The sequence below is a fragment of the Pseudomonas sp. SB113 genome, from assembly GCF_040754745.1.
GTDB lineage: Bacteria > Pseudomonadota > Gammaproteobacteria > Pseudomonadales > Pseudomonadaceae > Aquipseudomonas > Aquipseudomonas grimontii.
On record NZ_JBFMHW010000006.1, the window covers coordinates 204,450 to 230,578 of the forward strand.

Below are 26,129 nucleotides of genomic sequence, written 5' to 3' on the forward strand. Positions count from 1 at the left end.
ATTTTGTTTTTTTTGGAGAAGCGTAATGAGCCCGATCTTCCTTGGGTGAAGGCCGGGCGATGTGCGTTCAATCAGTGCGCGAACAGGTGGCGGTTGACCACCGCGCGCGGCTCCGGTGCGCTACCGTCCCAGAAGTCGATGATCTGTTGCACGGCCAGCAGGCCCACGCGATCCCGCGCCTCGGCGGTGTTGGCGCCTACGTGGGGGGTGGCGACCAGGGTCGGCAGGCCCCACAGCGCTGAGTCGGCGGGTGGTGGCTCGGGGTTGAAGGTGTCGAGGCCGGCGCCGGCAATCTGGCCGGTGCTCAGCGCTTGCACCAGCGCTTCGGTATCGATCAGCTCGCCGCGTGCGGTGTTGATCAACAGGCTGCCTGGGCGCATGCGCTTGAACTGCGCCGCGCCGAAAAGGTTGCGGTTCTGCTCGGTCAGAGGGCAATGCAGGCTGATGATATCGCAGCTCGCCAGCAAGGCATCGAAGTGCTCGGCGCGCTCGACATTCGGCAGGTCGGGCAAGTTGCTCAGGTAGGGATCAAATACCTTGATGGTCATGCGAAGCGGCGTTACTAGGTCCATCAGGATTCGCCCGATAGCGCCCAGGCCCACCAGGCCCAGGGTCTTGCCGGACAGTTCGATCCCCACGGCAGTGGCTTTGTCCCAATGACCGTCACGCATGCGCGCATCGAGCAGGGCGGTCTGGCGCGCAACGCTGAACATCAGCGCCAGCGCATGCTCGGCCACCGATTGCGCATTGGCGCCCAGGGCGATGGTGACGGGGATGCCGCGCTCAGCGGCGGCGGCGATGTCGATGGTGTCGTAGCCCACGCCGTGCTTGGCGATGATTTTCAGCGCGCTAGATGCATTGATCATGTCCCGGGTCAGTTTGCCCTGGCGCACGATGATTGCGTCCGGCTGTTCGTGGGCAATGATCGCGGTGAGTTCGTCGGCCGGGGCATACGGGGTGGTAGGGATGACGCGCACGCCATGGGCGGCGGCGTGGGCCATAGCTTCGGCGGTTAATTGCGGGCCGGTCAGCAGGAGGGTTCGGGTCATTTGGTGCACCTTGGTTTTCTTATCTGTGTGCAGTTGGCGGTTTGTGATGTCGCTCAACAGTGCTCGAAACCTAACATAATGAAATGGCGTTGCAATAAATAATTTTCGTTGGTTTGCGTAAAACGATTGAGTGCGTGCGTGAAAACCCGTGTTATTCAACAAGTAAAGGGGTTTTCTCAGCCTTAAATCGTTTTTCATGTGCCGAGGCCGCTGTGAGTGAGTCTTGTCAGTTTTAAATTGCGATGTTAATTTCGAAATACCATTTCATTTTATGAATTTTCACCCTTAATAAAAACCACAAGAGGAATGCCCCATGTCGATCGGATTCAGAGTGCTCAAGCAGCAACGTAAAGTCGCTGCCGAGTGGGTCGAGCGTTACCGGACAGTGCCCGTCGCCAATATCAGCGATTCGATGAACCGCATGACCGCCGGTGGCGCCGCCCTGCAACCGATGCACCACCGGGGCGTGTTGGTGGGGCCGGCGCTGACCGTCAAAGCGCGGCCTGGGGACAACCTGATGCTGCATTACGCCCTGGATATCGCCCAGCCCGGCGACGTGATCGTGGTCGACGCCGGCGGCGATCTGAGCAACGCACTGATCGGCGAAATGATGGTGGCGTACGCGATCAAGAAAAGCGTGGCCGGCATTGTGATCAATGGCGCCATTCGCGATGCGGCGAGTATCGGTGCCGGTGACTTCCCGGTGTTTGCCGCCGGCATCACCCATCGCGGCCCGTACAAGGACGGCCCGGGCGAGGTGAACGTACCGATTGCATTGGCGGGCATGGTGATCGAACCGGGCGATCTGGTGATCGGTGACGAAGATGGCTTGCTCTGCGTGCCCTTCGATCAGGTCGGTGAGGTGTATGATCGCGCCTACGCCAAGCATGCCGCTGAACAGAAGCAGCTTGAACAGATCGCGCTGGGCGAGAACGACCGCACCTGGGTCCTGAAATCGCTCACACAAAAGGGCTGCGAGTTTATTTGAATCCTGCTTCCTCCTCCCGCTGGCCGGCGCCCGTGCGCGCGCTGCGCCATCGAAATTTTCAGATCTACTTTGTCGGCCAGGGCCTTTCCACCCTGGGCAAGTGGGTGCAACAGGTCGCGCTGTCCTGGCTCGCCTATCACTTGACGGGCTCGGCCGTGTTGCTGGGGGCGATTGCGTTTCTGACGCTGTTGCCTCAGCTGCTGGTGGGGCCGCTGGCGGGCGCCTGGTCCGACCGCCATGACAAGCGCCGCCTGTTGATGGCGGTGCAGGCCGCCCTGGCCCTGCAATCGTTGGCCCTGGCCGTGCTGACCTGGCAGCAATGGATGGGCCGTGAAGTGATCATTGCCATGGCGCTTCTGCTGGGTTTGCTCAACGCCCTGGAAACGCCGCTGCGCCAGGCCTTGATCGCGAGCTTTGTCGACGAGCCCAAAGACCTGCCCAACGCTCTTGTGCTCAACGCGATGCTGATCAATGCCGCACGCTTTATCGGCCCGCCGTTGGCCGGCTTGCTGATCAACTGGAGCGGCGAGGCCGGTTGCTTTGTGCTCACGTCCATCGCGTTCGGTATGTTGCTGATCGGACTGGGCAGGGTGCAAAGCCGAGCGCAGGCCAGGGCCAAAGGGTCTACTGGGGAGATCTTCCGCGAAGGTCTGCGCTACCTGTGGACCACCCTGGCGATTCGACGGCTGCTGGTCAGTGTGGTGATGGTCAACCTGTTGGCGTCCTGCTACACCGTACTGCTGCCGATCCTGGCCAAGCATGCGTTCAGCGGCGATGCGCAAACCCTCGGCTGGCTGTGGGGCGCAGCCGGTGCCGGTGCGTTTGTGGCCACGATCTTCCTGGCGTTTGCCGGCAGTGCTTCGAACCTGGGCCGCATTATCGTGCTCGGCACGCTGGTCTGTGCGGTGTCGCTGTGCGCGGTGGCGGCCAACCCGCCGCTGTGGTTCACCCTGGCGGCGCTTGCCGGGCTGGGCTTCGGCATCACGGTGAGCAATGTCAGCAGCAATATGACCCTGCAAAGCGCGGCGCCGGAAGCGTTGCGCGGCCGGGTGATTGCCTTCTATATCGCCATGCGTTTCGGCTTTGAAGCCATCGGCGGATTGTTGGCCGGCCTGCTGGCGGCGGCGCTGAGCGTGCAATGGACATTGCTGCTGGCGGGGGTGTTGCTGGGGGTTTATCAGGGTGTCAGTGGGTACATCAGCCGCAGGCGTGGTTGACAGCAACCACGCCTGCGGCGAGTGTCTATTTACGAAACGCCGGCACCACCTGCTCGATAAACAGTGCCAGCGACTTCTTCTTCTCGGCATGGGGCAGGCTGTTGTCGCACCAGAAGCTGAACTCATCCACGCCCAGTTCCTGGTAGTAGCGGATGCGCGGGATGATTTCTTCGGCGGTGCCGATCATCGCGGTCCTGTGCAGGCTTTCCAGCTCGAACTCTGGGCGGGCGGCGAATTTTTCTTCCGGGCTCGGTGCCAGGAAGCCATTCACCGGCACCTCTTTATTGCCGAACCAGGCATCGAAGGTGCGATAGAACTTCGAGATCGCCTTGGCCCCGACTTTCCAGCCGTCCGGATCATCGGCGGCATGCACGTGGGTGTGGCGCAGCACCATCAGTTGCGGGCGCGGTACGCCGGGATTGTTGTCGAGGGCGGCCTGGAATTTGTTTTTCAGGTCGAGGACTTCTTCGTCGCCCTTCATCAGCGGCGTGACCATCACGTTGCAGCCGTTGGCTACTGCGAAGTTGTGCGAGTCCGGGTCGCGGGCGGCGATCCACATCGGCGGGTTGGGCTGCTGGATCGGCTTGGGCACGCTGGTGGAGGTGGGGAATTTCCAGATGTCGCCGTCGTGGGCGTAGTCGCCTTTCCACAACGCACGCACCACCGGCACCATCTCACGCAGCGCCTGGCCGCCGCTGGAGGCGGGCATGCCGCCGGCCATGCGGTCGAATTCGACCTGGTAAGCACCACGGGCCAGGCCGACTTCCATGCGCCCGTTGCTGATCACGTCGAGCAAGGCGCATTCGCCCGCCACCCGTAGCGGGTGCCAGAACGGCGCGATGATGGTCCCGGCGCCCAGGTGAATGGTGGTGGTCTTGGCCGCGAGGTAAGCCAGCAGCGGCATCGGGCTCGGCGAGATGGTGTATTCCATGGCGTGGTGTTCGCCAATCCATACGGTGCTGAAACCGCCGGCCTCGGCCATCAGGGTCAGTTCGGTCAAGTCTTCGAACAACTGGCGGTGGCTGACACTTTCGTCCCAACGCTCCATGTGTACGAACAGGGAAAACTTCATGACGCTTACCTCTAATCTGTTGTTATTTTCCGCAAATACCGGGTTTGCAGGGAGGGTCAGGCAGGCACGGGCAGGGTACCCATTTTGCCGTGGCAATACACCAGTGGACCATTGGCCTGCTCTGGCACGATCAGGTTCTTTACCGAGCCGACCATAATCGCGTGGTCGCCGCCTTCATATTCGCGCCACAGCTCACACTCGATCACTGCAGTGGCATTCGCCAGGATCGGGTTGCCCAGTGCGCTGAGCGTCCATTCGATGCCTTGGGCCTTGTCTTTGCCCTTGCGCGCGAAGGCGTAGGCTTCATTTTGCTGTCCGCCCGACAAGACGTGGATGGCAAAGTGCCTGTTCTTGATCAGAATGGGATAGGAGTCGGAGCTGTAATTGGGGCAGAACAGCACCAGGGCCGGGTCCATGGACAGCGAGCTGAACGCGCTGGCGGTGAGGCCGACGATCTGCCCGTCGTCATCGAGCGTGGTAATCACGGTGACCCCGGAAGGAAACGAACCCATCACTTGTTTGTAGATGGTGGCATCGATCATGTGACGGTCCTCTGGCGGTGAAACGGTTTTTATCGAGTTGTAGGTATGATGGTATACCGTAATACAAAGCTTGCAAGCGCTTTTTTAAATCCCTGATAAACGTCTTTTGTGGCGAAATATTCAATGAATACGGGGTGTTAGGTTGAGAAATCAAGGAATCAATACGACAAGGAACCGGATCAGTTGCAGGTAAAACCAGCGGATCAGTCTTGTGAAAATGTTGGAATACCATAATATGGTGTTCATCTGAGGGGCGGCCAGAGAGCTCCCCCGGTTTGGCGTCAAACAACTATAAGATCAGACAAACGCGAGTTCATTTCCATGCCCCAGATGTCCCGGCAAGACCCCCTGATCGAGCATCACACGGTCGATTACGTCCCCCTCGCAGAGCGCCATGGAAAGGCCCGCGACCTGTTCACCTTATGGTTCAGCACCAACATCGCGCCGCTGCCGATCGTCACCGGCGCCATGGTGGCCCAGGTGTTCCATCTCAATCTGGCGTGGGGGCTGCTGGCGATTGCCCTCGGGCATCTGCTCGGCGGCATCGTGATTGCCCTCGCATCGGCCCAGGGCCCGCGCATGGGCATCCCGCAGATGGTGCAAAGCCGTGGCCAGTTCGGCCGTTACGGCGCGCTGCTGATCGTGTTCTTCGCCGCACTGATCTACATCGGCTTTTTCATCTCCAATATCGTCCTGGCCGGCAAGTCCATCGTCGGCATTGTGCCGTCGGTGCCGGTGCCCGCGAGCATCCTGATCGGCGCCCTCAGCGCCACCGCCATTGGCGTGATCGGCTACCGCTTTATCCATACCCTCAACCGCATCGGCACCTGGGTGATGGGCAGCGCATTGCTGGCCGGTTTTATCTACATCTTCGCCCATGACCTGCCCGCGGACTTCCTTACCCGTGGCGGCTTCAACGCGGCTGGCTGGTTGGCCACCGTGTCGCTCGGCGTGATCTGGCAGATCAGCTTTTCGCCCTACACCAGCGACTACTCGCGTTATCTGCCGGCGGATATCGGCATCACCCGGCCGTTCATTGCGACCTACCTGGGCGCCACCCTTGGCACCATCCTGTCCTTCGCCTTTGGCCTGGTTGCCGCACTGGTCACGCCCGAAGGCACCGAAGCGATGGTCGCGGTCAAGCAAGCCACCGGCTGGCTGGGGCCGATCCTGATGGTGCTGTTCCTGCTCAATATCATCAGCCACAACGCCCTGAATCTGTACGGCGCGGTGCTGTCGATCATCACCTCGGTCCAGACCTTCGCCAGCCACTGGACCCCGAGCATCAAGGTGCGTGTGCTGCTGTCGGGCGTGATCCTCACCGGTTGCTGCCTAGTCGCCTTGGGCGCGTCGGCGGACTTCATCTCGCAATTTATCGGCCTGATCCTCGCGCTGTTGCTGGTGCTGGTACCGTGGGCGTCGATCAACCTGATCGACTTCTACATCATCAAGCGCGGGGTCTATGACATTGCCTCGATCTTCCAGGCGGATGGCGGGGTGTACGGGCGTTTCAACCTGCATGCGATCGTGGCGTACTTCATCGGCATCATCGTGCAACTGCCGTTTGCCAATACGTCGCTGTATGTGGGGCCGTGGGCCAACCTGGTGGAAGGCGCGGACTTGTCGTGGCTGGTGGGACTGGTGGTGACGTGCCCGTTGTATTACTGCCTGGCGACACGTCAACACACCCAAAAGGTCAGGGCGGCGCGGTTGGGCTACACCGACTGAGCCACTCCGCCGAACTCCTCCAACGCATCCCGCAACGCGCCCTCGAAGTATTCCTTCGAGGCGCGATCCCAGAGGATATGAAACGCCGGCAGCTCCACACTCCCTGTGTGGATGACAAGCGCATTGACCCGCGCCACCGACGTCTGCGCCACCATCCCCGGCTTGAAGGCCGGGAAACTCAGATCCACCCCACACAGCTTGGCCATCACCTGTGCAATCACGCCACCGCTGAGCCGCACACAGGCATGGCTGTCCTGGCGCGGCAGCAGGTAGTTGGCGCGGTGGTCCAGTTCCCAGCGCGCTTCTTCATCGGCAATGCGTTGCCCCTGATCCTGCGGGCTGCCCAGCACCAGGTATTCGTTCTGCGACAGGCGCGCCACCCAGCTGCCGTCCGCTTGCGCGCTGGCTTGGTTGGGCGTGCCCGGCAACGTAAAGCCGCGCGCGGTAAGGTACTCGGCGCTTTGTGCGCCGCGAAAGCCGACCCGGGGCAGGTCGGTCTGGTCCTGCAGCTGGCAGGGCGGCGTGAACAATTCTCGGGCTTTCAGACTGGTCATGGCTTAACCCTCCTGGCGTTGGTTAGTGGGGTCGAAGAACGGCAGTTGCACCACCTCGGCCTGGACGACGATGCCGCCCTCGACGCGAATTGGAATGCGCTGCCCCGGTGTGCTCTGGTCGATCCCCGCGTAGGCCAGGCCGATGATGCGGCCCAGGCTGGTGGAGTATTCGCAGGAGGTGACGTTGCCGCTGATGTCCGCGCCGTTGAGCACCAGGTGGCCTTCCAGCGGTTGCACACTGCCCTTGGGCAGGCTGAAACCCACCAGTTTGCGTTTCAGCGGCTGGGCTTCGAGGATGTCCACCGAGCGGCGGCCGACGAAGAACGGCTTGTTGCGGCTGACCGCCCAGCCCATGTCGATTTCTGCCGGGTGGGTCATGCCGTCGGTGTCCTGGCTGATGATCACGTGGCCTTTTTCCAGGCGCAGCAGGCGTTGGGTTTCGACGCCGAAGGGGCGAATGTCAAAGGCCTTGCCAGCCGTCATCAACGCGTCCCACAACGCCAGGCCGTGGCGTGCCGGTACGTGGATTTCATAGCCCAGTTCACCGACGAACCCGACCCGCAGCAGGCGCGCCTTGATCCCGGCCACCGTGCCCTGGCGCACGCCCAGGTAGGGGAAGCCTTCGGCACTGAGGTCGAGGTCGTTGCACACCTGCTCCAGCACCTTGCGCGAATCCGGCCCGGCGACGTTGACCGCACAGATCGCGGCGGTGACGTTGGTCACGTCCACGTCCAGGCGCCACTGTGCGTTCCACTTGAGCATCTGCTGGTAGATGCGGTCGACGCCGCTGGTGGTGGCAGTGACGTAGAAGTGGTTGTCGGCCAACCGCGCGCACACGCCATCGTCGATCACCACGCCGTGTTCGTTGGTCATCAGCGCATAACGCGAACGGCCCACTGCCTGCTTGAGGAACGCGAAGGTGTACAGGCGGTTGAGTAATTCGGCGGCGTCCGGGCCGCGCACGTCGAGGCCGCCGAGTGTGGACACATCGATCAACCCGACCTTGTTGCGCACGTGCAGCGCTTCGGCCTGCATGCACGCTTCGCGGTCGTCGGCCTTGCCGTAATAGGCCGGGCGCTGCCAGATACCGGCGGGCATCATCTTCGCCCCGGCTTGCACATGACGCGCGTGCATCGGCGTTTGGCGGTAAGGGTCGAAGGCGCGCCCGGCGACATGCGCGAGCTTCTCCGCCACGAACGGCGGGCGTGCGGTGGTGACCCCGGTTTCGCTGATATTGCGCTGGGTCGCCCAGGCCACCAGCCGTGCGGTCGGCAGCGCCGAGTGACGCCCCTGGGACGGGCCCATGCCGACCGTGGAGTAGCGTTTGACCAACTGCACATCGCGGTAGCCGATGCGGGTGGCGTTGACGATGTCGGCCACCTGCAGGTCTTCGTCGAAGTCGACGAAATCCTTGCCCTTGGGGTGCGGGAAGATCGGCCAGCTAAAGTTGACCTGGGCTTCGCTGCGCAGCGCTGCAGGCAAGCTGGCGCTGTTCAAACCGAGGGCGAGCAGGCTCTCGGCGGCAGCGTTGGTCGCATCTGCCAGCACGTTGTCCAGGTGATGCCGACCGTGTACGGAACCGGCCACGCCCAGGTTGCGCGGCAGGCCACTGAGGCTGAACTCCGCGCGCTGATCGTCATAGGCCAGCTTGCCACCGGCCTGGCACAGCAGCTGATAGACCGGCATATAACCGGCCGACATGCACAGCAGGTCGCAGTCAATCACTTGCCCACTGGCGCTGACCTGGCCCTGGCCGGTGATCTGGCGCACATCGACGCCCTTCACATGGCGCAGGCCTTTTTCATGCAGGGCCTCGAACACGGTGCTGTTGCTCAGGCACGGGATCTTGCGCTGGGCCAGGGCAGCCGGCAGGGCTTTGTCCGCCGGGGCGTGACGCAGGTCGATCACGGCGGCGACGTCCACGCCCTGGTCATGCAGGTCGAGGGCGGCGAGGTAGCCGTCATCGTTGCCGGTAAGCACCACCGCGCGCTTGCCGGGCTTGACCGCATACAGCTTCATCAGGCGTTGCGCGGCGCTGGTGAGCATCACCCCCGGCAGGTCGTTGTTGCGGAAGACCACCGGTTGGTCGAACGAACCGCTGCACACCAGGCACTGTTGCGCACGTACTTTGTACAGGCGCTTGCCCTGGATCACCGGCAGGTAGTTGTCGGTGAACCAGGCATTGCAGGTGGCGTCGGTGAGCACCTGGATATTCGCGTGTTGCTGCACCGCGCCGAGCAACTCGCGGCGCAAGGTGTCGGCGCGGGTGCCGGCAATATCGAAGCGCGCGTAGGTCAGCGACCCGCCGAGGATCGGTTGCTGCTCGATCAACAGCACCTTGGCCCCGGCATTCGCGGCGGTCAGCGCGGCCTGCAAGCCGGCGGGGCCGGCACCGATCACGGCGAGGTCGGTGAACAGGTAGGCCTTGTCGTAGTACTCGGGTTGGAAGGTCAGGTCGAGCACGCCCAGGCCGGCCTTTTTGCGGATGATCGGCTCCCAGACTTTCCACATGCCCTTGGGCTTGTAGAACGAACGGTAGTAGAAACCCACCGGCATGAACTTGGAGAACTTGCCCAGGTAGGCGTCCTTGTCGTTGTCCAGCGAGCCGTTGACGTTCTGCGCAGTCACCGCCAGGCCGGCGGACAGCGCGTGGGCGTCGGCCAATACGTTGGGTTCGCGGGGCAGTTGCACCAGGCTGTTGGCGTCCTGGCCGGCCATGGTCAATGGGCCGCGTGGGCGGTGGTATTTGAACGAACGCGACATCAGGAAGCGCCCGTTGGCGAGCAGCGCGCTGGCGATGCTGTCGCCCTGCAAACCTTGGTAGGGCAGGCCGTCGAAGCTGAAATCGAGTGGCTGGTCACGCTGGATCAGCAAGCCCATGGGGGCGGGGAGGCGGTTCATCCGGCGATCTCCTTGGCGGTAGTGAAGTCGACGCGGGTGGTGAACACTTCGCGCGGATCGAAGGTGCGCACGATCTCGTCGGTGACCGTGTGGCGCTCGGCGAGGAACCAGTAGCTGGATGGCGTGTGCATCCACCATTCGCGCACCACGCCGGCGAGGTTGTCGGTGTTGAACACGTAGTCGGCCCATTCGGCATCGCTGCACGTCACCGGGTCGGGCATCGGTTTGAATTCACCGCCGTAGGTGAACTCGCTGATATTGCGCGGCCCGTTGAGCGGGCAAATCATGATTTTCATCGTCTGCTCTCCGTCAGTGGCTGGCCGCTGTGGCACCCATTTCGTTGACTTGCTGGAAGGTCGAGAAACGTTCGAGGCCGAAGGGCTTGATCAAGTCCGGCACCTTGCCGCCGCTGGCGACCAGCTCGGCCATGGTCTTGCCGCAGATCGGCGTGGCCTTGAAACCCCAGGTGCCCCAGCCGGCGTCGAGGTAGTAATTCTTTACCGGCGACAGGCCCATGATCGGGCTGTAGTCGGGGGTCATATCGGTGATCCCGGCCCACTGGCGCATCAACTTGGCGTTGGCCAGGAACGGGAACATCTCGATGGCATGGGCCAACAGGCTTTCCTTGAGGTCCAGGGTCGAGCGCGTATTGAACAGCGGGTAAGGATCAGAGCCGCCACCGAACACCACTTCGCCACGGCTGGTTTGCTGCACGTAGCAGTGCAGGGCCGAGGAACTTACCAATGGGTCGAGGAACGGCTTGAACGGCTGGGTGACCATCGCCTGCAACGGGAAGGTCTGGATCGGCGAGCGGATACCGGCCTTGGCCATCAGCAGCGAGCTGTGCCCGGCAATCGCCTGCACCGCGCAGCCGCACTTAATGGTGCCGCGATTGGTTTTCACCGCAGTGATGGCGCCGTTTTCGATGATCAGGTCCTGTACTTCGGTGAGCTGATGGATTTCCACGCCGCGCTTGGCCGCCTGCTTGGCGTAACCCCAGGCCACGGCATCGTGACGCGCGGTGGCGCCGTCGATATGCCAGAGCCCGGCGAGCACCGGCAAGTGGCCGGGGTCGAGGTTGAGGCTGGGCACCAGCTCGCGGATCTGCTGGCGGTCGATCATCTCGGTACGCCCGCCGAAGTGCTTGTTGACCTCGGCACGCTGGCGGAACGAACGCACGGTGGCGTCGGTGTGGGCGAGGGTCAGTTGGCCGCGCTCGGAGTACATGATGTTGAAATCGAATTCGTTGGAGAGCGACTGGAACATCTTCACCGACTCGGCGTAGAAACGAACGCCTTCGCTGGTGAGGTAGTTGGAGCGGATCACCGCCGTATTGCGCGCGGTATTGCCGCCGCCCAGGTAGGCCTTTTCCAGCACGGCGATATTGGTGATGCCGTGGTACTTGGCCAAGTAGTAGGCGGTCGCCAGGCCGTGACCACCGGCACCGATGATCACCACGTCGTAACTCGACTTGAGTACCTTGGGCGGTGGCAGGTCTACCTCCACCGGGTACTCCGAACTCAGCCCGTATTTCAATAGATTGAATGGCATACGGCCTCCGATTGGCTGCGTAGGGCGTGGTGTTGCGCCAGGGCGGCGGCCACGGTGTTTTTCATCAGGAAGGCAATGGTCATCGGCCCGACACCGCCGGGCACCGGGGTGATGGCGGCGACATGGGGCAGGGCGCTGTCGAAGTCGACATCACCCACCAGGCGGCTGCGGCCGTCGTCGTCGATGCGGTTGATGCCGACATCGATCACTACGGCGCCGGGCTTCAACCAGCTCGCGTCAATCAAGCGGGCGCGGCCCACGGCGGCGATCACGATATCGGCCTGGCGACACAGGGCCTGGGCGTCGTGGCTGCGCGAATGCAGCACGGTCACCGAGCAATCGGCCTTGAGCAGCAGCGCGGCCATGGGCTTGCCGACGATGTTCGAACGGCCGATTACCACCGCGTGTTTGCCACGCAGGTCGCCGCAGGTTTGCTCCAACAGATACAAGCAACCGCTCGGGGTGCATGGCGTGAGCACTGCGCGGCCCTGGCTGAGGCCGCCGACGTTCTGGCTGTGAAACCCGTCGACGTCCTTGTCCGGCGCGATGGCCTCCAGGGCGCGCAGTTCGTCCATCTGCGCCGGCAACGGCAATTGCAGGAGGATGCCGTGGATTGCCGGGTCGGCATTCAATTGGCCGATCAGGATCAACAATTGTTCGGTGCTGGTATCGCTGGGCAGGCGATGCTCCACGGAGCGGATGCCGACCTCTTCGGCGCGCAGGATCTTGTTGCGCACATAGACCTGGCTGGCCGGGTCGCTGCCCACCAAAATCACCGCCAGCGCCGGTTGAATAGCCTGTCCATGCAGGCGCGCCACGTCCTCGCGCACTTGCAGCAGCACCCGTGCGGCGGCGGCTTTGCCGTCGATCAGTTTATGCGCGCTCACCGGAACACCACCGTTCTGTCCTGATTGAGGAAGACTCGGTGCTCCAGGTGGTACTTGACCGCCTTGGACAGGGCCACGGTTTCGGTGTCGCGGCCGATGGCGACCAGGTCGTCAGGTTTGTACACGTGGTCGACGCGCTGCACTTCCTGCTCGATGATCGGGCCCTCATCCAGGTCGCTGGTCACATAGTGCGCGGTGGCACCGATCAACTTCACGCCGCGTTGATAAGCCTGGTGATAGGGCTTGGCACCCTTGAAACCGGGCAGGAATGAATGGTGGATATTGATCGCCCGTCCCGACAGTTGCCGGCACAGGTCGTCGGAGAGGATCTGCATGTAGCGCGCCAACACCACCAGCTCGGTGCGGGTGTCGTCGACGATCTTCATCAACTCGGCTTCCTGCGCGGCCTTGTTGTCCTTGGACACCGGCAGGTAGATAAAGCGAATGCCCTCGCGCTCGGCCATCGGCCGCAGGTCCAGGTGGTTGGAGACGATGGCGGTGATGGTCATGTCCATCTCGCCCTTGTGGTAGCGGTAGAGCAGGTCGGTGAGGCAGTGGTCGAACTTGCTCACCATCAGCATCACGCGCATCGGCTCGCGGGTGTCGTACAGCTCCCACTGCATGTCGAAGGCCTGGGCGACATCGGCGAAACCGTCTCTGATCTCTTGCAGGTCCCCTGTGTGCCCATCGTTGAAGCGGAACACGGCACGCATGAAAAAGCGCCCGCTGAAGTCATCGTCGAACTGCGCCATTTCCCCGATGTAGCACGCCTTGTCCGCCAGGTAAGTGGTGACGGCAGCGACGATGCCGGACACGGCGGGGCACGTCACCTTGATGATGAAATGGTTTTTTTCGTGTTGCATGACACGTCCTCGGGATGATGGCGGCAGCTCATCGCATAGCGAAAAAATATCTGAGGACAGCAGGCTCATTCCTTGAGCGCGTTTTCTTGTGGGGAATAAAATATTCCTGAAGTGGCTTTATAGGGGAATGGTGGCGGGGCGTCTAGGGGTTTTGGGAAAGATTTTTAACTGAGGGGAAATTTTTAGCCGGCAGGACGGCATCGAATGCAGTCAAACATGTGGGAGGGGGCTTGCTCCCGATAAGGGTGGGTCAATGACAAATGCATCCACTGACACTCCCTTATCGGGAGCAAGCCCCCTCCCACAGTTGAATCTCTGTGCTTCAGGTGTATCGCGAGTTCGGATTATTCCTTGTCGTTACCGTAGTTCATGATCGACAACAACCGAATCGGCACCCGCACCAACTCCTCCGGCCCATGGGGAATCTCGCCCTCAAATGTCAGGCTGTCACCAGCTTCCATCCGATACAGCTGGTTGCCATGCCGATAAATCAACTCCCCCTCCAGCAAATGCAGAAACTCGGTCCCTGGATGGGCAAAGGTCGGGAACTCCTCACTGGCGTCATCCATGCTGACCATGTACGCCTCGAAGCTCTTCTTTGGCCCGCGCGTGTGGTTGAGCAGGTGATAGGTATGCCCTTTCTCGGTCCCCCGGCGCACGACTTCCATGCCTTGGTCGGCCTTGACCAGCAAGGCGCTGCCATCCTGCTGGTCGTATTCGCTGAACAACTTCGATAACGGCAGCCCGAGCACATCGCACAGACGGCTCAAGGTATCGAGGCTGGTGGAGACCTGGGCGTTCTCGATCTTGCTCAACATGCCCTGGCTGATATCGGCGATCTTTGCCACGTCGGACAGCTTCAAGTCCTGGGCCTGGCGCTGGCGTTTGATCTGCAGCCCCAGGTATTGCTCGAGCTTGAGGCGCGGGGCGGTTTCGGTGGACATGATCATCGGCTCCTGCACGGTTTCCGTTCAGTAATATTATTTTCGCACTGGGAAAGTGCAAGGTTTGGCGCTTGGAAGGTCACCCCGCTGTACATATTCCTGCGGGGAAAAGAATTTTCCCATATATACAGCACAAAAGCGCGGCTCCACCCACTTCGATGTGTCGATCACGAATCTGGCAAGGGTATTGCATTCCTGTAGGGAAACTAACTTTCTTTTTAGGAATAAAAAGACAGCCTAGGCCCACCCACACGGTTTTGCCTTTCGCGAGGAGTGACACGCAATGTTGCCAGCAGAAACCCAGCGCATCATCGACAAGCACGGGATCAAGTACGTGCTTGCGCAGTTTGTGGATATACACGGTGCGGCCAAGACCAAGTCGGTGCCCATCTGCGGGCTCAAGACGGTGGCCGAAGAGGGCGCGGGGTTTGCCGGGTTTGCCATCAGCGGCATGGGCATGGAGCCCCACGGTCCGGACTTTATGGCGCGCGGCGATCTGTCGACCTTGATCCCGGTACCCTGGCAGCCAGGTTATGGGCGCGTGGTGTGCGTCGGGCATGTCGACGGCAAGCCTCATCCCTACGACAGCCGCTACGTGTTGCAGCAACAAGTGCAGCGCCTGCAGGACAAGGGCTGGACGCTGAACACTGGCCTGGAGCCCGAGTTCAACCTGATGCGCCGCGACGAGCAGGGCAAGTTGCAACTAGTGGACCCCAGCGACAACCTCGACAAGCCTTGCTACGACTACAAGGGCCTGTCGCGTTCGCGGGTGTTCCTCGAATGCCTGACCGAAGCCTTGCAGGCGGTGGATTTCGAGGTCTACCAAATCGACCACGAGGACGCCAACGGCCAGTTCGAGATCAATTACACCTACAGCGACGCCCTGACCTCCGCCGACCGTTTCACCTTCTTCCGCATGGCCGCCGGCGAGATCGCCAATGACCTGGGCATGATCTGTTCCTTCATGCCCAAGCCCGACCCGAAACGCGCCGGCAACGGCATGCATTTTCACCTGTCGATCAGCAGCGCCGAAAACAAAAACCTGTTTCATGACGCCAGCGACCCGAGCGGCATGGGCCTGTCGAAACTCGCCTATCACTTCGCCGCCGGCTTGCTCGCCCATGGTCCGGCGCTGTGTGCGTTCGCGGCGCCCACGGTCAACTCGTACAAGCGCCTGGTGGTCGGCAACTCGTTGTCCGGCGCCACCTGGGCCCCGGCCTTTATTGCGTTTGGCGCCAACAACCGCTCGGCCATGGTGCGCGTGCCGTATGGCCGCCTGGAGTTCCGCCTGCCGGATGCCGGCTGCAATCCTTACCTGGTCAGCGCTGCGATCATCGCCGCGGGCCTGGACGGTATCGACCGCCAGCTGGAAATCGACCACGTCTGCAACGAAAACCTCTACAGCCTGAGCCTCGAACAGATCGCCGAGCGCGGCATCAAGACCCTGCCGCAATCCCTCAAGGAAGCCTGCGACGCGCTGGAAGCCGATGCGCTGTTCGCCGAAGTGCTCGGCGCGCAGATCGTGGGTGAGTTCATCAAGCTCAAGCGCATGGAGTGGGTGGAGTACAGCCGCCATGTGAGTGATTGGGAGGTCGCGCGCTATACCGAATTTTTCTGAGGCAAGGGGCGGCAGCTGTGAGTTGCAAGCTTCAAGCTGCAAGTCAAAGCGATTGTAGGAAACGCTCCAAGTCATCTGTCTACCCGGCTTGCTTGCAGCTTGAAACTTGCAGCTTGCCACTGCGAACAAAGTGAGGACTGTTCTTATGTGTGGAATCGTAGGCCTGTACCTGAAGAATCCGCAGCTGGAACCCCAGCTCGGCAAGCTGTTTGAACCCATGCTGCAAGCCATGACCGACCGTGGCCCGGACAGCGCCGGTTTCGCCATCTACGGTGATGAAGTCGCCGATGGCTGGGTCAAGCTGACCCTGCAAGCCACCACCGAAGCCTTCGATTGGAAAGGCTTGATGGGCGAGCTGGAAGGGCGCCTCGGCTGTTCCCTGGACTGGTTCCAGAACGCCAGCGCCGCCGTATTGAAGATCCACGCCGACGAAGCTCCGGTGCGCCTGGCCCTGGCCGAACTGGCGCCGAGCGTGCGCATCATGAGCGCCGGGCAGAGCATCGAGATCCTCAAGGGCATGGGCCTGCCCCAGGAAATTTCCCAGCGCTTCGGCCTGGCAAACATGCAGGGCAGCCACATCATCGGCCACACCCGCATGGCCACGGAAAGCGCGGTGACCATGGAAGGCAGCCACCCGTTCTCCACCGGCGCCGACCTGTGCCTGGTGCACAACGGCTCGCTGTCCAACCACTTCCGCCTGCGCCAGGAACTCAAGCGCGAAGGCATCCACTTCGAAACCGACAACGACACCGAAGTCGCCGCCGGCTACCTGACCTGGCGCCTGCAACAGGGCGACTCGCTCAAAGAGGCGCTGGACCATTCCCTGGAAGACCTCGACGGTTTCTTCACCTTCGCCATCGGCACGCGCAACGGCTTTGCGGTGATCCGCGATCCGATTGCGTGCAAGCCGGCGATCCTCGCCGAGACCGACGACTACGTCGCCATGGCCTCTGAGTACCAGGCGCTGTCGAGCCTGCCGGGCATCGAGAACGCGCGGATCTGGGAGCCGGCACCGGCCACGTTGTACATCTGGGAACGCCAGTCAGCTTAAGGAGCGCACACATGAAAACCATCGATCTTTCCACTGCCACCGTGCGTGACCTCAACCAGGCGCTGCACGCGCCGGTGCTCGACAATGAATGGCGCGTGACCCATTCCAACGGCAAGCACAACCTCGCGGTGGGCGTGAACCAGGCCGTGTCCATCGATATCGAGGGCCACGCCGGCTACTACTGCGCAGGCATGAACCAGCAGGCCTCGATCACCGTGCACGGCAATGTCGGCGTGGGCTGCGCCGAGAACATGATGTCCGGCTCGGTGCGCGTCAAAGGCAGCGCGTCCCAGGCTGCCGGGGCGACGGCCCATGGCGGTCTGCTGGTGATCGAGGGCGACGCGGGCGCGCGTTGCGGGATTTCCATGAAGGGCATCGACATCGTCGTCGGCGGCAGCATCGGCCATATGAGCTGCTTCATGGGCCAGGCCGGGCGCCTGGTGGTGTGCGGCGACGCCGGCGATGCGCTGGGCGATTCGCTCTACGAAACTCACATCTACGTCAAAGGCACGGTGGAGTCCCTGGGCTCGGACTGTGTCGAAAAAGAGATGCGCAGCGAGCACCTGCAAGAGTTGCAGGAGCTGCTCGACCGCGCCGGTTTCGCCCACCAGGCGGCGGATTTCAAGCGCTACGGCTCGGCCCGTCAACTCTACAACTTCAAAGTCGATAACGCCTCCGCGTACTGATCAGGAGCTCCACCATGACTGAACAAACCCCGCCGGTCCTGCGCGAGTCGGCCACCTTCGACCGCCTGACCATCCAGGAAATCCAGCGTGCCGCCGAAACCGGCATCTACGACATTCGCGGCGGCGGCACCAAGCGCAAGCTGCCGCACTTCGATGACTTGCTGCTGCTCGGCGCCAGCGTGTCGCGCTACCCGCTGGAAGGCTATCGCGAGAAGTGCGGCACCGATGTGATCCTCGGCAATCGCTTTGCCAAGAAGCCGATCCACTTGAAGATCCCGGTGACCATCGCCGGTATGAGTTTCGGTGCGCTGTCGGCGAATGCCAAGGAGGCCCTGGGCCGTGGCGCGACCATTGCCGGTACCAGCACCACCACCGGTGACGGCGGCATGACCCCGGAAGAGCGCGGCCAGTCCCAGCACCTGGTGTATCAGTACCTGCCATCACGCTACGGCATGAACCCGGATGATCTGCGCAAGGCCGACGCCATCGAGATCGTCCTTGGCCAGGGTGCCAAGCCCGGCGGCGGCGGCATGTTGCTCGGCATGAAGGTCACCGAGCGTGTGGCCGGCATGCGCACCTTGCCTATCGGCGTGGACCAGCGCAGCGCCTGCCGCCACCCGGACTGGACCGGCCCCGACGACCTGGCGATCAAGATTGCCGAGCTGCGCGAAATCACCGATTGGGAAAAACCGATCTACGTGAAAATCGGCGCCAGCCGGCCGTATTACGACGTGAAGCTGGCGGTCAAGGCCGGTGCCGATGTGATCGTGCTCGACGGCATGCAAGGCGGCACCGCCGCGACCCAGGAAGTGTTTATCGAGCACGTGGGCATCCCGATTTTGTCGGCCATCCCGCAAGCGGTACAGGCTTTGCAAGAGATGGGCATGCACCGCAAGGTCCAGTTGATTGTGTCGGGCGGGATTCGCAACGGCGCCGATGTGGCCAAGGCCATGGCGATGGGCGCGGATGCGGTCGCCATCGGCACGGCGGCGCTGATTGCCCTGGGCGACAACCACCCACGGCTGGACGCGGAACTGAAAAAGATCGGCTCGGCCGCCGGCTTCTACGACGACTGGCAGAACGGCCGCGATCCGGCCGGCATCACCACCCAGGACCCGGAGCTGTCCAAGCGCCTCGACCCGGTGGAAGGCGGGCGGCGGTTGGCCAACTACCTGCGGGTGATGGTGCTGGAGGCGCAGACCATGGCCCGTGCGTGCGGCAAATCGCACCTGCACAACCTCGACCCCGAGGACCTGGTGGCGCTGACGGTGGAATCGGCCGCCATGGCCCGGGTGCCGCTGGCGGGGACCAGTTGGGTGCCGGGTTCGGGTAGCGGTTACTGAGGCGGGAGAAGAACCTGTGGCGAGGGAGCTTGCTCCCGTTCGACAGCGCAGCTGGAGCCGGCTTTTTAGGGCTGCTTCGCACCCCAGCGGGAGCAAGCTCCCTCGCCACAATAGATAGGCAAATCAAGGAGCCCGCCTAGAGGCTCTCCAAACAACAACTGCTCGCTGCCCGACACTTCCCATTTCTTTTGCAGGAGCTTTGAACATGGTCAATCGTCTTCTCGGCAAATCCTTCTTCGGTTTATTCGCGGCCGGTGCCTTTGCACCCTTGGCGTACGCCGCTGATGCACCCACCTTGAACACCGGCAGCACCGCCTGGATGGTCACCGCCGCCGTGCTGGTGCTGTTCATGTGCTTGCCGGGGCTTGCGTTGTTCTATGGCGGCCTGGTCCGTGCGAAAAACATGCTCTCGCTGTTCACCCAGTGCTTCGGCATCGCCGGGTTGGTGGGCGTGCTGTGGGTGATCTACGGCTACAGCATGGTGGTCGACACGTCCGGCATGGTCGAAGGGCAGGTGACCTTCAACAGTTTTGTCGGCGGCCTGAGCCGCGCCTTCCTGGCGGGCATGACCCCGGAGAGCCTGGTGGGGGATATTCCGGAAGGGGTGTTCGTGACCTTTCAGATGACCTTCGCCATCATCACCCCGGCCCTGATTGCCGGCGCCTTTGCCGAACGCATGAAATTCTCGGCGGCGCTGCTGTTCATGGCCCTCTGGTTCACCCTGGTGTATGCCCCGGTGGCGCATATGGTCTGGGGCGGTTCGGGGGCCTTGATGCATAACTGGGGCGTACTCGATTTTGCCGGCGGCACCGCCGTGCACATCAATGCCGGTGTGGCTGCGCTGGCCGCGTGCCTGATCCTCGGCAAGCGCAAGGGCTACCAGAACACGCCGATGCCTGCGCATAACTTGAGCCTGACCATGGCCGGCGCGGCGATGCTCTGGGTTGGCTGGTTCGGCTTCAATATCGGCTCCGGTGGCGGCCTCAGCGGCACCTCGGGCATCGTCATGCTCAACACGCAGTTGGGCGCCTGCGCCGGGATTCTGGGCTGGATGTTCACCGAGTGGTTCAAGGTCGGCAAGCCAAGCGCCCTCGGCCTGGCCAGCGGTGCGTTGGCCGGACTGGTGGGGATTACGCCGGCGTGTGCTTATGTGGGTGTCGGTGGTGCGTTGGCTATCGGTCTGTTGTGCGGGGTGTTCTGCTACTTGAGCGTGACGGTGTTGAAGCGCCGCTTCGGTTACGACGATAGCCTCGATGTGTTTGGTCTGCATGGCATCGGCGGCATGATCGGCGCGGTGTTGACCGGTGTGTTCTGCGTACCGTCCATGGGTGGCCTGGTGGAAGGTGTGACCATGGGCGGGCAGGTGGTCGCCCAGCTTAAGGGGGTGCTGTTGACCACGGTGTATTGCTTTGTGATCAGTTGGATCATCCTCAAGGTGGTCAATGCCCTGGTTGGCTTGCGTGCCCATGAGTCGGTGGAGGAGATGGGGCTGGACCTGGCCGAGCATAATGAGCGGGCCTACAACCACTGATCATTTTCCCTGAGTAAACGCAGCTCAAAATGTGGGAGGGGGCTTGCTTCCGTGATGGCTCAGGAGCCGACGACTATCTAACTGATGCCCCACTACCTAAATGTGGGAGGGGGCTTGCTCCCGATGGCGGCCTGACAGCCGACCAGGATGTTGGATCAGTTCGAGTACATATCCGTTGCTGCGGTCACGGCCGCTATGGGTTCCGCCCTTACGGCGGGTCACTTTTGGAAAAGAGCCCCAAAAGTAACCAAAAGGGCTCTTGCCCCACCACTCGGCACCTCGCCTAGGCTCGGTGTGCCCGTAATCCGACAGTGATGTGGGGGGCCGCCGCCACGCGCCATCCATGGCGCGGGGCGGCTAAACCGGCATCCCTGCCGGTTTACCCCCCAAATCACTATCGGATTACGGCCAGCGTGGTTAACGGGGCGCCTGAGATCAAGATCAAGATCCAGATCAAGATCTACAGCAAGAGCAAGAGCGGCTCGCTTCGCATCGTGGTTACCATCTCTGCGCCGACAGCGGTCTGTCAGTCAGCTTGGTTGTAGCTGAGCTACGGCCATCGGGGGCAAGTCCCCTCCCTCATTTGCCTTGCTGCGTTGCAGCTGGCTCGCCACCAGGGTGTTTTTCAGCAAGTAGGCTATCGTCATCGGGCCCACACCGCCGGGCACCGGCGTGATCGCGCTGGCCACGGTGCGTGCGCTGGCGTAATCCACATCCCCCACCAACCGCGTGCCGGTCTCGGTAGTGATGCGGTTGATCCCCACATCGATCACCACTGCGCCGGGCTTGAGCCAACTGGCATCGATCAACTGCGGCCGGCCTACGGCGGCGACGACGATGTCGGCCAAACGGCACAACGCTGGGGCATCGACGCTGCGCGAGTGCACCACGCTGACCGAGCAGTTGGCTTGCAGCAGTAAGGTCGCCATGGGTTTGCCGACAATGTTCGAACGGCCAATCACCACTGCGTGCAAGCCGCTTAAGTCGCCGCAGGTTTCGTGCAGCAGGCGCATGCAGCCGCTGGGGGTGCAGGGCGTGAGCACTTCGATGCCTTGCACCAGGCCGCCGACGTTTTCGCGGTGGAAGCCATCGACATCCTTGATCGGGTCGATCGCGTGGATCACTGCCGCTTCGTCGATATGCGCCGGCAGTGGCAACTGCACCAGGATGCCGTTGACCGTCGCATCGGCATTCAACTGGGCAAGCAGGTCGAGCACCTGCGCCTGGCTGGCATCCTCCGGCAGCCGGTATTCCAGGGAGCGAATCCCGACTTCCTTGGCCCGCAGCAGCTTATTACGCACGTAGACGTGGCTGGCTGGGTCATCGCCCACCAGCAATACCGCCAGGGCCGGGTAGATTTGCTGCGAGGCTAGCAGCAGGACCTCTTCGCGAACCTCGTCGAGTACCTGGGCAGAGATGGCCTTGCCGTCGATATCGCGGGCAGGCGTGGGGAGAGAGCTGGTCAAAAGCGTCACCGTTGTCTGGGGAAATTAAGGCGCTGAGGGATAAGAATCCCTCAGCCATAGGCAGGCCAGAAGGCTCAGGCTACCAGTTGATGGCAGGCATATACCACCAGCACACCGGCGACCAGCGTGGCATAGGGCAGCCAGCCGGCGCGGCGTTGGCCGTCATCGGCCTGGATATACAGGTCAGTGAGCATGGCGGCGGGGAAGCGGCCCTTGTCCTGCACATAGTGGCGGTAGCAGAACACCGGCAGGATCAGCAGCGCCAGCAGCAACCCGGTGACCAGCGTGCCCGCGCCCCAGATGTCCGCGCCCAGGCCCATGCAGGCCAGGTTGACGAAGCTCAGCACGCCGCCGGCCGCCAGCAGCACGGTCGGGGCTTTGTACGGGCGCACCCAGTCGGGGCGGTCCAGGCGGTGGATCCAGCCGGCATTGAGGTTGAGGAAGTTGAAGATGATGTAGCTGACATTTGAAGCCGCAAGCACAAACACATAGTCCGACATCAGCAACAGCAGCAGGTTGAACGACAGGTCGGTCCACATCGCCGCCGTCGGCGCGCCATGTTCGTTGGTGCGCCCCAGGTACTTGGGCAGCCAGCCATCCACCGAGGCCTGATACAGGGTGCGCGACGAACCGGACATCGAGGTCATGATCGCCAGCAACGTCGCCAGCACCAGCATGATCAGCACGATATTGGCCACCACCTTGCCGCCGCCGATGCTGTCGGCCAACACCTGGCCAACGCCCATGCCGCTGTAGATCGCGGGCGAGAGCAGGCCGCTGTACACCGCGGGCGTGACGACTGCGCCGCTGGCATCGAGCACCGCTGGCGTCACCAGTTGGCCCAGCCCGAGGCTGCCTTGAAACGCCAGCGGCACCAAGGTGAACACCAGGATGCACAGCAGGCCGGCGTAGAAGATCGCCTTGAAGGTGTCGCGCTTGGGGTCCTTGAACTCACGGGTGTAGCACACCGCCGTTTCAAAGCCGTAGGTGGACCACGCCGCCATGAACAGTCCGCCGGCCATCAGCGACCAGCCGGAAATATCCCACGGGCCATCGATGACTTGCCCGGCCGCGTCATGGGCCAGGGGATACAGCGGCAGGAAGTTGGCCTGGGTCGCATCCCCAGTGAACAACGGCACCACGCCCACCAGCAGCAGCGGAATCAACGAGGTGACGCCGAGCACCAGGGTCAGGCGCGCCGACCGCAGGATGCCGCCGTGCTGCACGGCAAACACCGTGAGCAAAATCAACAAACCAATGGCGAACGTCGCGTTGATGCGCAACGACAGCCCGCTCTTGACCCAGCCCAGGTCCAGCAAGGTCAGTTGCCAGGTGTTGATCAACGCGTCGGCGGGAAACAGTGCCGTGAGGATATACCCCGCCGCCAGCCCCGAACCGATGGACAGCACCGGCGACCAGGCCAGCCAGTTGCACCACACTGACACCGGTGCGATCAGCTTGCTGTAGCGCACCCAGGCCACCGCGCCGTACACCGAAGCGCCGCCGGATTTGTGCGGGAACAGCCCGGCGATCTCGGCGTAGGTGAAGGCCTGGATAAACCCGAACAGGATCGACACGATCCACACGATCCACGCCGGTTTGCCCACCGTGGCGGCAATCGCACCAATGGAGAACAGCACCAGCGCGGGCACGCCACTGGCGACCCAGAATGCTCCGCGCCAATCGATCTTGCGGTGCAGGCTGCCCACCGAGCCGGCAGCCTGCGGTACAGCCTCGAACGTCGTCGCTTCCATCTTCGTATTCCCATGTCTGAATAGCGGTTAGGTTGGGGCAGTCAAAATGGGGTGGCACACACGTTTCGGGACGATCAGCTACGCACCCGGCTTTTGTCCGGGTCGTAGAAAATCGCTGCGCTGACCGTGGCGCTGATGCGCTTCTGCAGGCCATCGACTTTGCCGATCTCAAGTTCAGTGCCGGGCTCGGCGCAGCTCACGTCGACCCGGCACAGCGCGATATTGCTGGCCAGCAGCGGTGAGCGGCAGGCACTGGTGATCACCCCGACCTGGGCCCGGCCCTGGTACACCGGGTCGCCGTGGTGGGCGGCCTCGTTGCCGCTCAGGTGCAGGCCGACCAGCTTGTGGCTGGGGTGGGCGCTGCGCCGCAGCAGGGCGTCGCGACCGATAAAGTCATCGGTCTTGCTCTTGAGCGGCACGCTGAAACCGATACCGGCCTCGAATGGATCGGTCTGGTCGCTGAACTCGTAGCCGGCGAAAATCAGCCCGGCTTCGATGCGCAGCAGGTCCAGGGCTTCCAGGCCCAGGGGCACCAGGCCCAAGGGTTGGCCGAGTTGCCAGATGCGGTCCCAGACCCGTTCGGCGTCTTCGGGCTGGCACCACACCTCAAAGCCCAGTTCGCCGGTGTAGCCGGTGCGCGAAATCATCAACGGGCAGCCGTCGAAGCCGTCCAGCCGGCCGACCAGGAAGCGAAACCAGCCGAGGGTTTCCACACTCGGTTGCGTGGGCGGGGTCCAGACCATCTGCTTGAGCAACTCGCGACTGCGCGGCCCTTGCACCGCCAGGTTGTGAATCTGTTCGCTGGCGGACTTGACCCACACCTTCATGCCCAGTTTCTGTGCCTGTTCGCGCAACCACACGCCGGCGTAGTCTTCGCCGCAGATCCAGCGGAAGTTGTCCGGGCCCAGGCGCAGCAAGGTGCCGTCGTCGAGCATGCCGCCGTGGGCGTGGCACATCGCCGAATAGACCACCTGGCCCACCGCCAGGCGCCGTACATCACGGGTCAGGCAGTACTGCAACAGGGCTTCGGCGTCGGGGCCGATGATTTCGAATTTGCGCAGGGCGGTCAGGTCCATCACCGCCACCCGTTCGCGGCAACCGAGGTATTCCTCGGTGGCGCCGTAACCGTCGTAGCGCAGCGGCAGCCACCAGTTGCGGTAGTCGGTGAAGCTGCCGGTGAGGGCGCGGGTACGTGAGTGAAACGCGGACTCACGGGTGAGGATCGGGTCGGCATCCGCCGTGGTTCGAGTGCTCATGGCGATGGAAAAACGCTCCTTTTCGCTGTAGATGCGGACATGGATGTCGGTCGGGTTCCAGCCATTGGCCGGGTCAATGTCATCCGGGCACGAGGTACTGCCGCACAGCAGGTCGGTCATGGCCCGCAGCAGCACATAATCGCCGGGCCGAGACCAGGGTTCATCGAGGGTCATCTGCTGGTGCGCATCGATACCGGTGTTGAAGAAAAAATTGATCGCCGGCCAGCCGTTGCGCGCCTGCACGCCATGGGGCGCAAGGACGCGGCTGAGGTTGTCGCTGCAGTTGTCGTGCCCGAAATAGCCATGGGTTTCGTAGTAGCGCGCCGCGCAGGCCAGGGCGAATGAATCGTGGCGCCCGACCGTGTCTTGCACCACCTCCAGCATCGGTTGCATCTGGCGGTCGAAAAACTTCGAGAACAGCCCCGGTGCCGGGTAGGCGCTGCCGTTCAGCGTGCGCGTGACGGTCTGGTCCAGGTCCAGCTCGACGCCGCGATCCAGGGCCCGCCGGTCGAGGGCGACGAAGTCCGAACACTGGCGGCCTGCGACGTCCAGCACCTGGATGTACTGCCCTTTGGCGACGGTGTAGCTGTGGGCCGTGCCCGCGCGCAGGGTGAATTCGTCGAGTACATCGCCCAACGGCTCGGGCAGGGCCGGTACCAGCAACGGCGAGGGGTTGGCCCGCGTCACCAGCAGGCGCAGCTCGCTGGGCCGGTATTGCCGGTCGACGGCGGTGGCCTCGGCGGGTGCGGCGACGATTACCAGCAGCGCGTCCTCGGCGACAAACTGCCGGCTGTGGCCGGGCGGGCTGTCGGCGTCCCACAGCGAGGCAGCCAGCGGCAATGCCTGTGTGTCGATGCCGCGCCGCTGCAGTGCCTGGCCGATACGCCCAGGCACGCTGCAAACCGTTGACCCGCTCAGCCCCCAGCTCGCCAACGCGCTGCGACCGCCGGCGTCGAGGGCCAGCAGTGCGCAGGTTTGCCGGCCTTCGACGTCGATCACTTGCAGGCCGTCGCCGGGCTGCAAGTCGACCAGGGTCACACCGCCGGCGGCCACGCGGTAGCGTTCCAGGTTCGGCGCGCGGGCAAACAGCCCGGGCTCTCGGGGATGGGAAACACGCGGTGCATTCAT

21 protein-coding genes are annotated in these 26,129 nt (G+C 62.7%); 8 read left to right on the forward strand and 13 right to left on the reverse strand.

The window, feature by feature from the left end; all coding sequences use genetic code 11:
• Positions 1-71: 71 nt before the first annotated feature.
• Positions 72-1,049 carry a hydroxyacid dehydrogenase gene (locus AB1462_RS10580; RefSeq protein WP_367246695.1) on the reverse strand — a complete coding sequence of 326 codons (978 nt, stop codon included), beginning with the start codon at positions 1,047-1,049 and terminating at the stop codon, positions 72-74.
• Between the two features lie 313 nt (positions 1,050-1,362).
• Between AB1462_RS10580 and AB1462_RS10585 the strand changes: the two genes are divergently transcribed.
• The gene (locus tag AB1462_RS10585) at positions 1,363-2,037 is read left to right on the forward strand and encodes an RraA family protein (RefSeq protein WP_367246696.1); all 675 of its coding nucleotides are present in this window, start codon (positions 1,363-1,365) and stop codon (positions 2,035-2,037) included.
• A 32-nt stretch (positions 2,038-2,069) separates the two neighbouring features.
• On the forward strand, positions 2,070-3,254 hold the full coding sequence (locus AB1462_RS10590) for an MFS transporter (RefSeq protein ID WP_367246697.1): 1,185 nt from the start codon (positions 2,070-2,072) through the stop codon (positions 3,252-3,254).
• Between the two features lie 25 nt (positions 3,255-3,279).
• Here the strand turns inward: AB1462_RS10590 and AB1462_RS10595 are convergent, their stop codons facing one another.
• Together AB1462_RS10595 and AB1462_RS10600 are read right to left on the reverse strand one after the other, a co-directional pair.
• Complete coding sequence (locus tag AB1462_RS10595; protein ID WP_367246698.1) at positions 3,280-4,326, reverse strand: LLM class flavin-dependent oxidoreductase; 1,047 nt, start codon at positions 4,324-4,326, stop codon at positions 3,280-3,282.
• A gap of 56 nt (positions 4,327-4,382) precedes the next feature.
• Positions 4,383-4,868, reverse strand: coding sequence for a flavin reductase family protein (locus tag AB1462_RS10600; RefSeq protein WP_065925516.1), 486 nt, complete (start codon positions 4,866-4,868; stop codon positions 4,383-4,385).
• A gap of 321 nt (positions 4,869-5,189) precedes the next feature.
• Here AB1462_RS10600 and AB1462_RS10605 point away from each other — a divergent pair, with 321 nt between their 5' ends.
• Positions 5,190-6,596, forward strand: coding sequence for a cytosine permease (locus AB1462_RS10605; RefSeq protein ID WP_259194883.1), 1,407 nt, complete (start codon positions 5,190-5,192; stop codon positions 6,594-6,596).
• Here the strand turns inward: AB1462_RS10605 and AB1462_RS10610 are convergent.
• From AB1462_RS10610 to AB1462_RS10640, 7 genes are all read right to left on the reverse strand, one after another.
• Entirely contained in the window at positions 6,584-7,150 is a 567-nt protein-coding gene (locus AB1462_RS10610; RefSeq protein WP_143513858.1) for a sarcosine oxidase subunit gamma, read from the reverse strand. The genes AB1462_RS10605 and AB1462_RS10610 overlap by 13 nt on opposite strands.
• Before the next feature lie 3 nt (positions 7,151-7,153).
• The gene (locus AB1462_RS10615) at positions 7,154-10,051 is read right to left on the reverse strand and encodes a 2Fe-2S iron-sulfur cluster-binding protein (protein WP_367246699.1); all 2,898 of its coding nucleotides are present in this window, start codon (positions 10,049-10,051) and stop codon (positions 7,154-7,156) included.
• Entirely contained in the window at positions 10,048-10,347 is a 300-nt protein-coding gene (locus tag AB1462_RS10620) for a sarcosine oxidase subunit delta (protein ID WP_065939715.1), read from the reverse strand. Before AB1462_RS10620 ends, AB1462_RS10615 begins: the two co-directional genes overlap by 4 nt.
• Before the next feature lie 13 nt (positions 10,348-10,360).
• Positions 10,361-11,602, reverse strand: a complete 1,242-nt coding sequence (locus AB1462_RS10625) for an FAD-dependent oxidoreductase (RefSeq protein ID WP_315338678.1) — start codon at positions 11,600-11,602, stop codon at positions 10,361-10,363.
• Positions 11,584-12,489 (reverse strand): bifunctional methylenetetrahydrofolate dehydrogenase/methenyltetrahydrofolate cyclohydrolase FolD, encoded by a 906-nt coding sequence (gene folD / locus AB1462_RS10630; RefSeq protein WP_090402532.1) that lies wholly within the window; start codon positions 12,487-12,489, stop codon positions 11,584-11,586. The genes AB1462_RS10625 and folD (AB1462_RS10630) overlap by 19 nt, the downstream gene beginning before the upstream one ends.
• A complete protein-coding gene (gene purU, locus AB1462_RS10635; RefSeq protein ID WP_090402534.1) occupies positions 12,486-13,352 on the reverse strand; it encodes a formyltetrahydrofolate deformylase in 867 nt (288 codons plus the stop codon). The genes folD (AB1462_RS10630) and purU overlap by 4 nt, the downstream gene beginning before the upstream one ends.
• Positions 13,353-13,696: 344 nt before the next feature.
• Positions 13,697-14,296 carry a helix-turn-helix domain-containing protein gene (locus tag AB1462_RS10640; protein WP_027603577.1) on the reverse strand — a complete coding sequence of 200 codons (600 nt, stop codon included), beginning with the start codon at positions 14,294-14,296 and terminating at the stop codon, positions 13,697-13,699.
• A 283-nt stretch (positions 14,297-14,579) separates the two neighbouring features.
• Here AB1462_RS10640 and glnT point away from each other — a divergent pair, with 283 nt between their 5' ends.
• The 5 genes from glnT (at position 14,580) to AB1462_RS10665 (ending at position 20,525) form a co-directional block, all read left to right on the forward strand.
• Positions 14,580-15,914 (forward strand): type III glutamate--ammonia ligase, encoded by a 1,335-nt coding sequence (glnT, locus tag AB1462_RS10645; protein ID WP_090402536.1) that lies wholly within the window; start codon positions 14,580-14,582, stop codon positions 15,912-15,914.
• A gap of 145 nt (positions 15,915-16,059) precedes the next feature.
• Positions 16,060-16,965, forward strand: coding sequence for a glutamine amidotransferase family protein (locus tag AB1462_RS10650; RefSeq protein WP_131698781.1), 906 nt, complete (start codon positions 16,060-16,062; stop codon positions 16,963-16,965).
• A gap of 11 nt (positions 16,966-16,976) precedes the next feature.
• The gene (locus AB1462_RS10655) at positions 16,977-17,651 is read left to right on the forward strand and encodes a protein glxC (protein WP_315338676.1); all 675 of its coding nucleotides are present in this window, start codon (positions 16,977-16,979) and stop codon (positions 17,649-17,651) included.
• 14 nt (positions 17,652-17,665) lie between these two features.
• Positions 17,666-18,994 (forward strand): FMN-binding glutamate synthase family protein, encoded by a 1,329-nt coding sequence (locus AB1462_RS10660; RefSeq protein WP_078732729.1) that lies wholly within the window; start codon positions 17,666-17,668, stop codon positions 18,992-18,994.
• 205 nt (positions 18,995-19,199) lie between these two features.
• On the forward strand, positions 19,200-20,525 hold the full coding sequence (locus tag AB1462_RS10665; RefSeq protein WP_259194887.1) for an ammonium transporter: 1,326 nt from the start codon (positions 19,200-19,202) through the stop codon (positions 20,523-20,525).
• A 530-nt stretch (positions 20,526-21,055) separates the two neighbouring features.
• On the opposite strand, the gene folD (AB1462_RS10670) is transcribed toward AB1462_RS10665, so the two are convergent.
• From folD (AB1462_RS10670) to AB1462_RS10680, 3 genes are all read right to left on the reverse strand, one after another.
• Positions 21,056-21,991: a bifunctional methylenetetrahydrofolate dehydrogenase/methenyltetrahydrofolate cyclohydrolase FolD gene (gene folD / locus AB1462_RS10670; RefSeq protein WP_367246700.1), complete on the reverse strand. Its 936-nt coding sequence runs from the start codon at positions 21,989-21,991 to the stop codon at positions 21,056-21,058.
• A gap of 74 nt (positions 21,992-22,065) precedes the next feature.
• Positions 22,066-23,745 (reverse strand): APC family permease, encoded by a 1,680-nt coding sequence (locus AB1462_RS10675; protein ID WP_090402546.1) that lies wholly within the window; start codon positions 23,743-23,745, stop codon positions 22,066-22,068.
• A 74-nt stretch (positions 23,746-23,819) separates the two neighbouring features.
• Entirely contained in the window at positions 23,820-26,129 is a 2,310-nt protein-coding gene (locus AB1462_RS10680; protein ID WP_367246701.1) for a DUF1989 domain-containing protein, read from the reverse strand.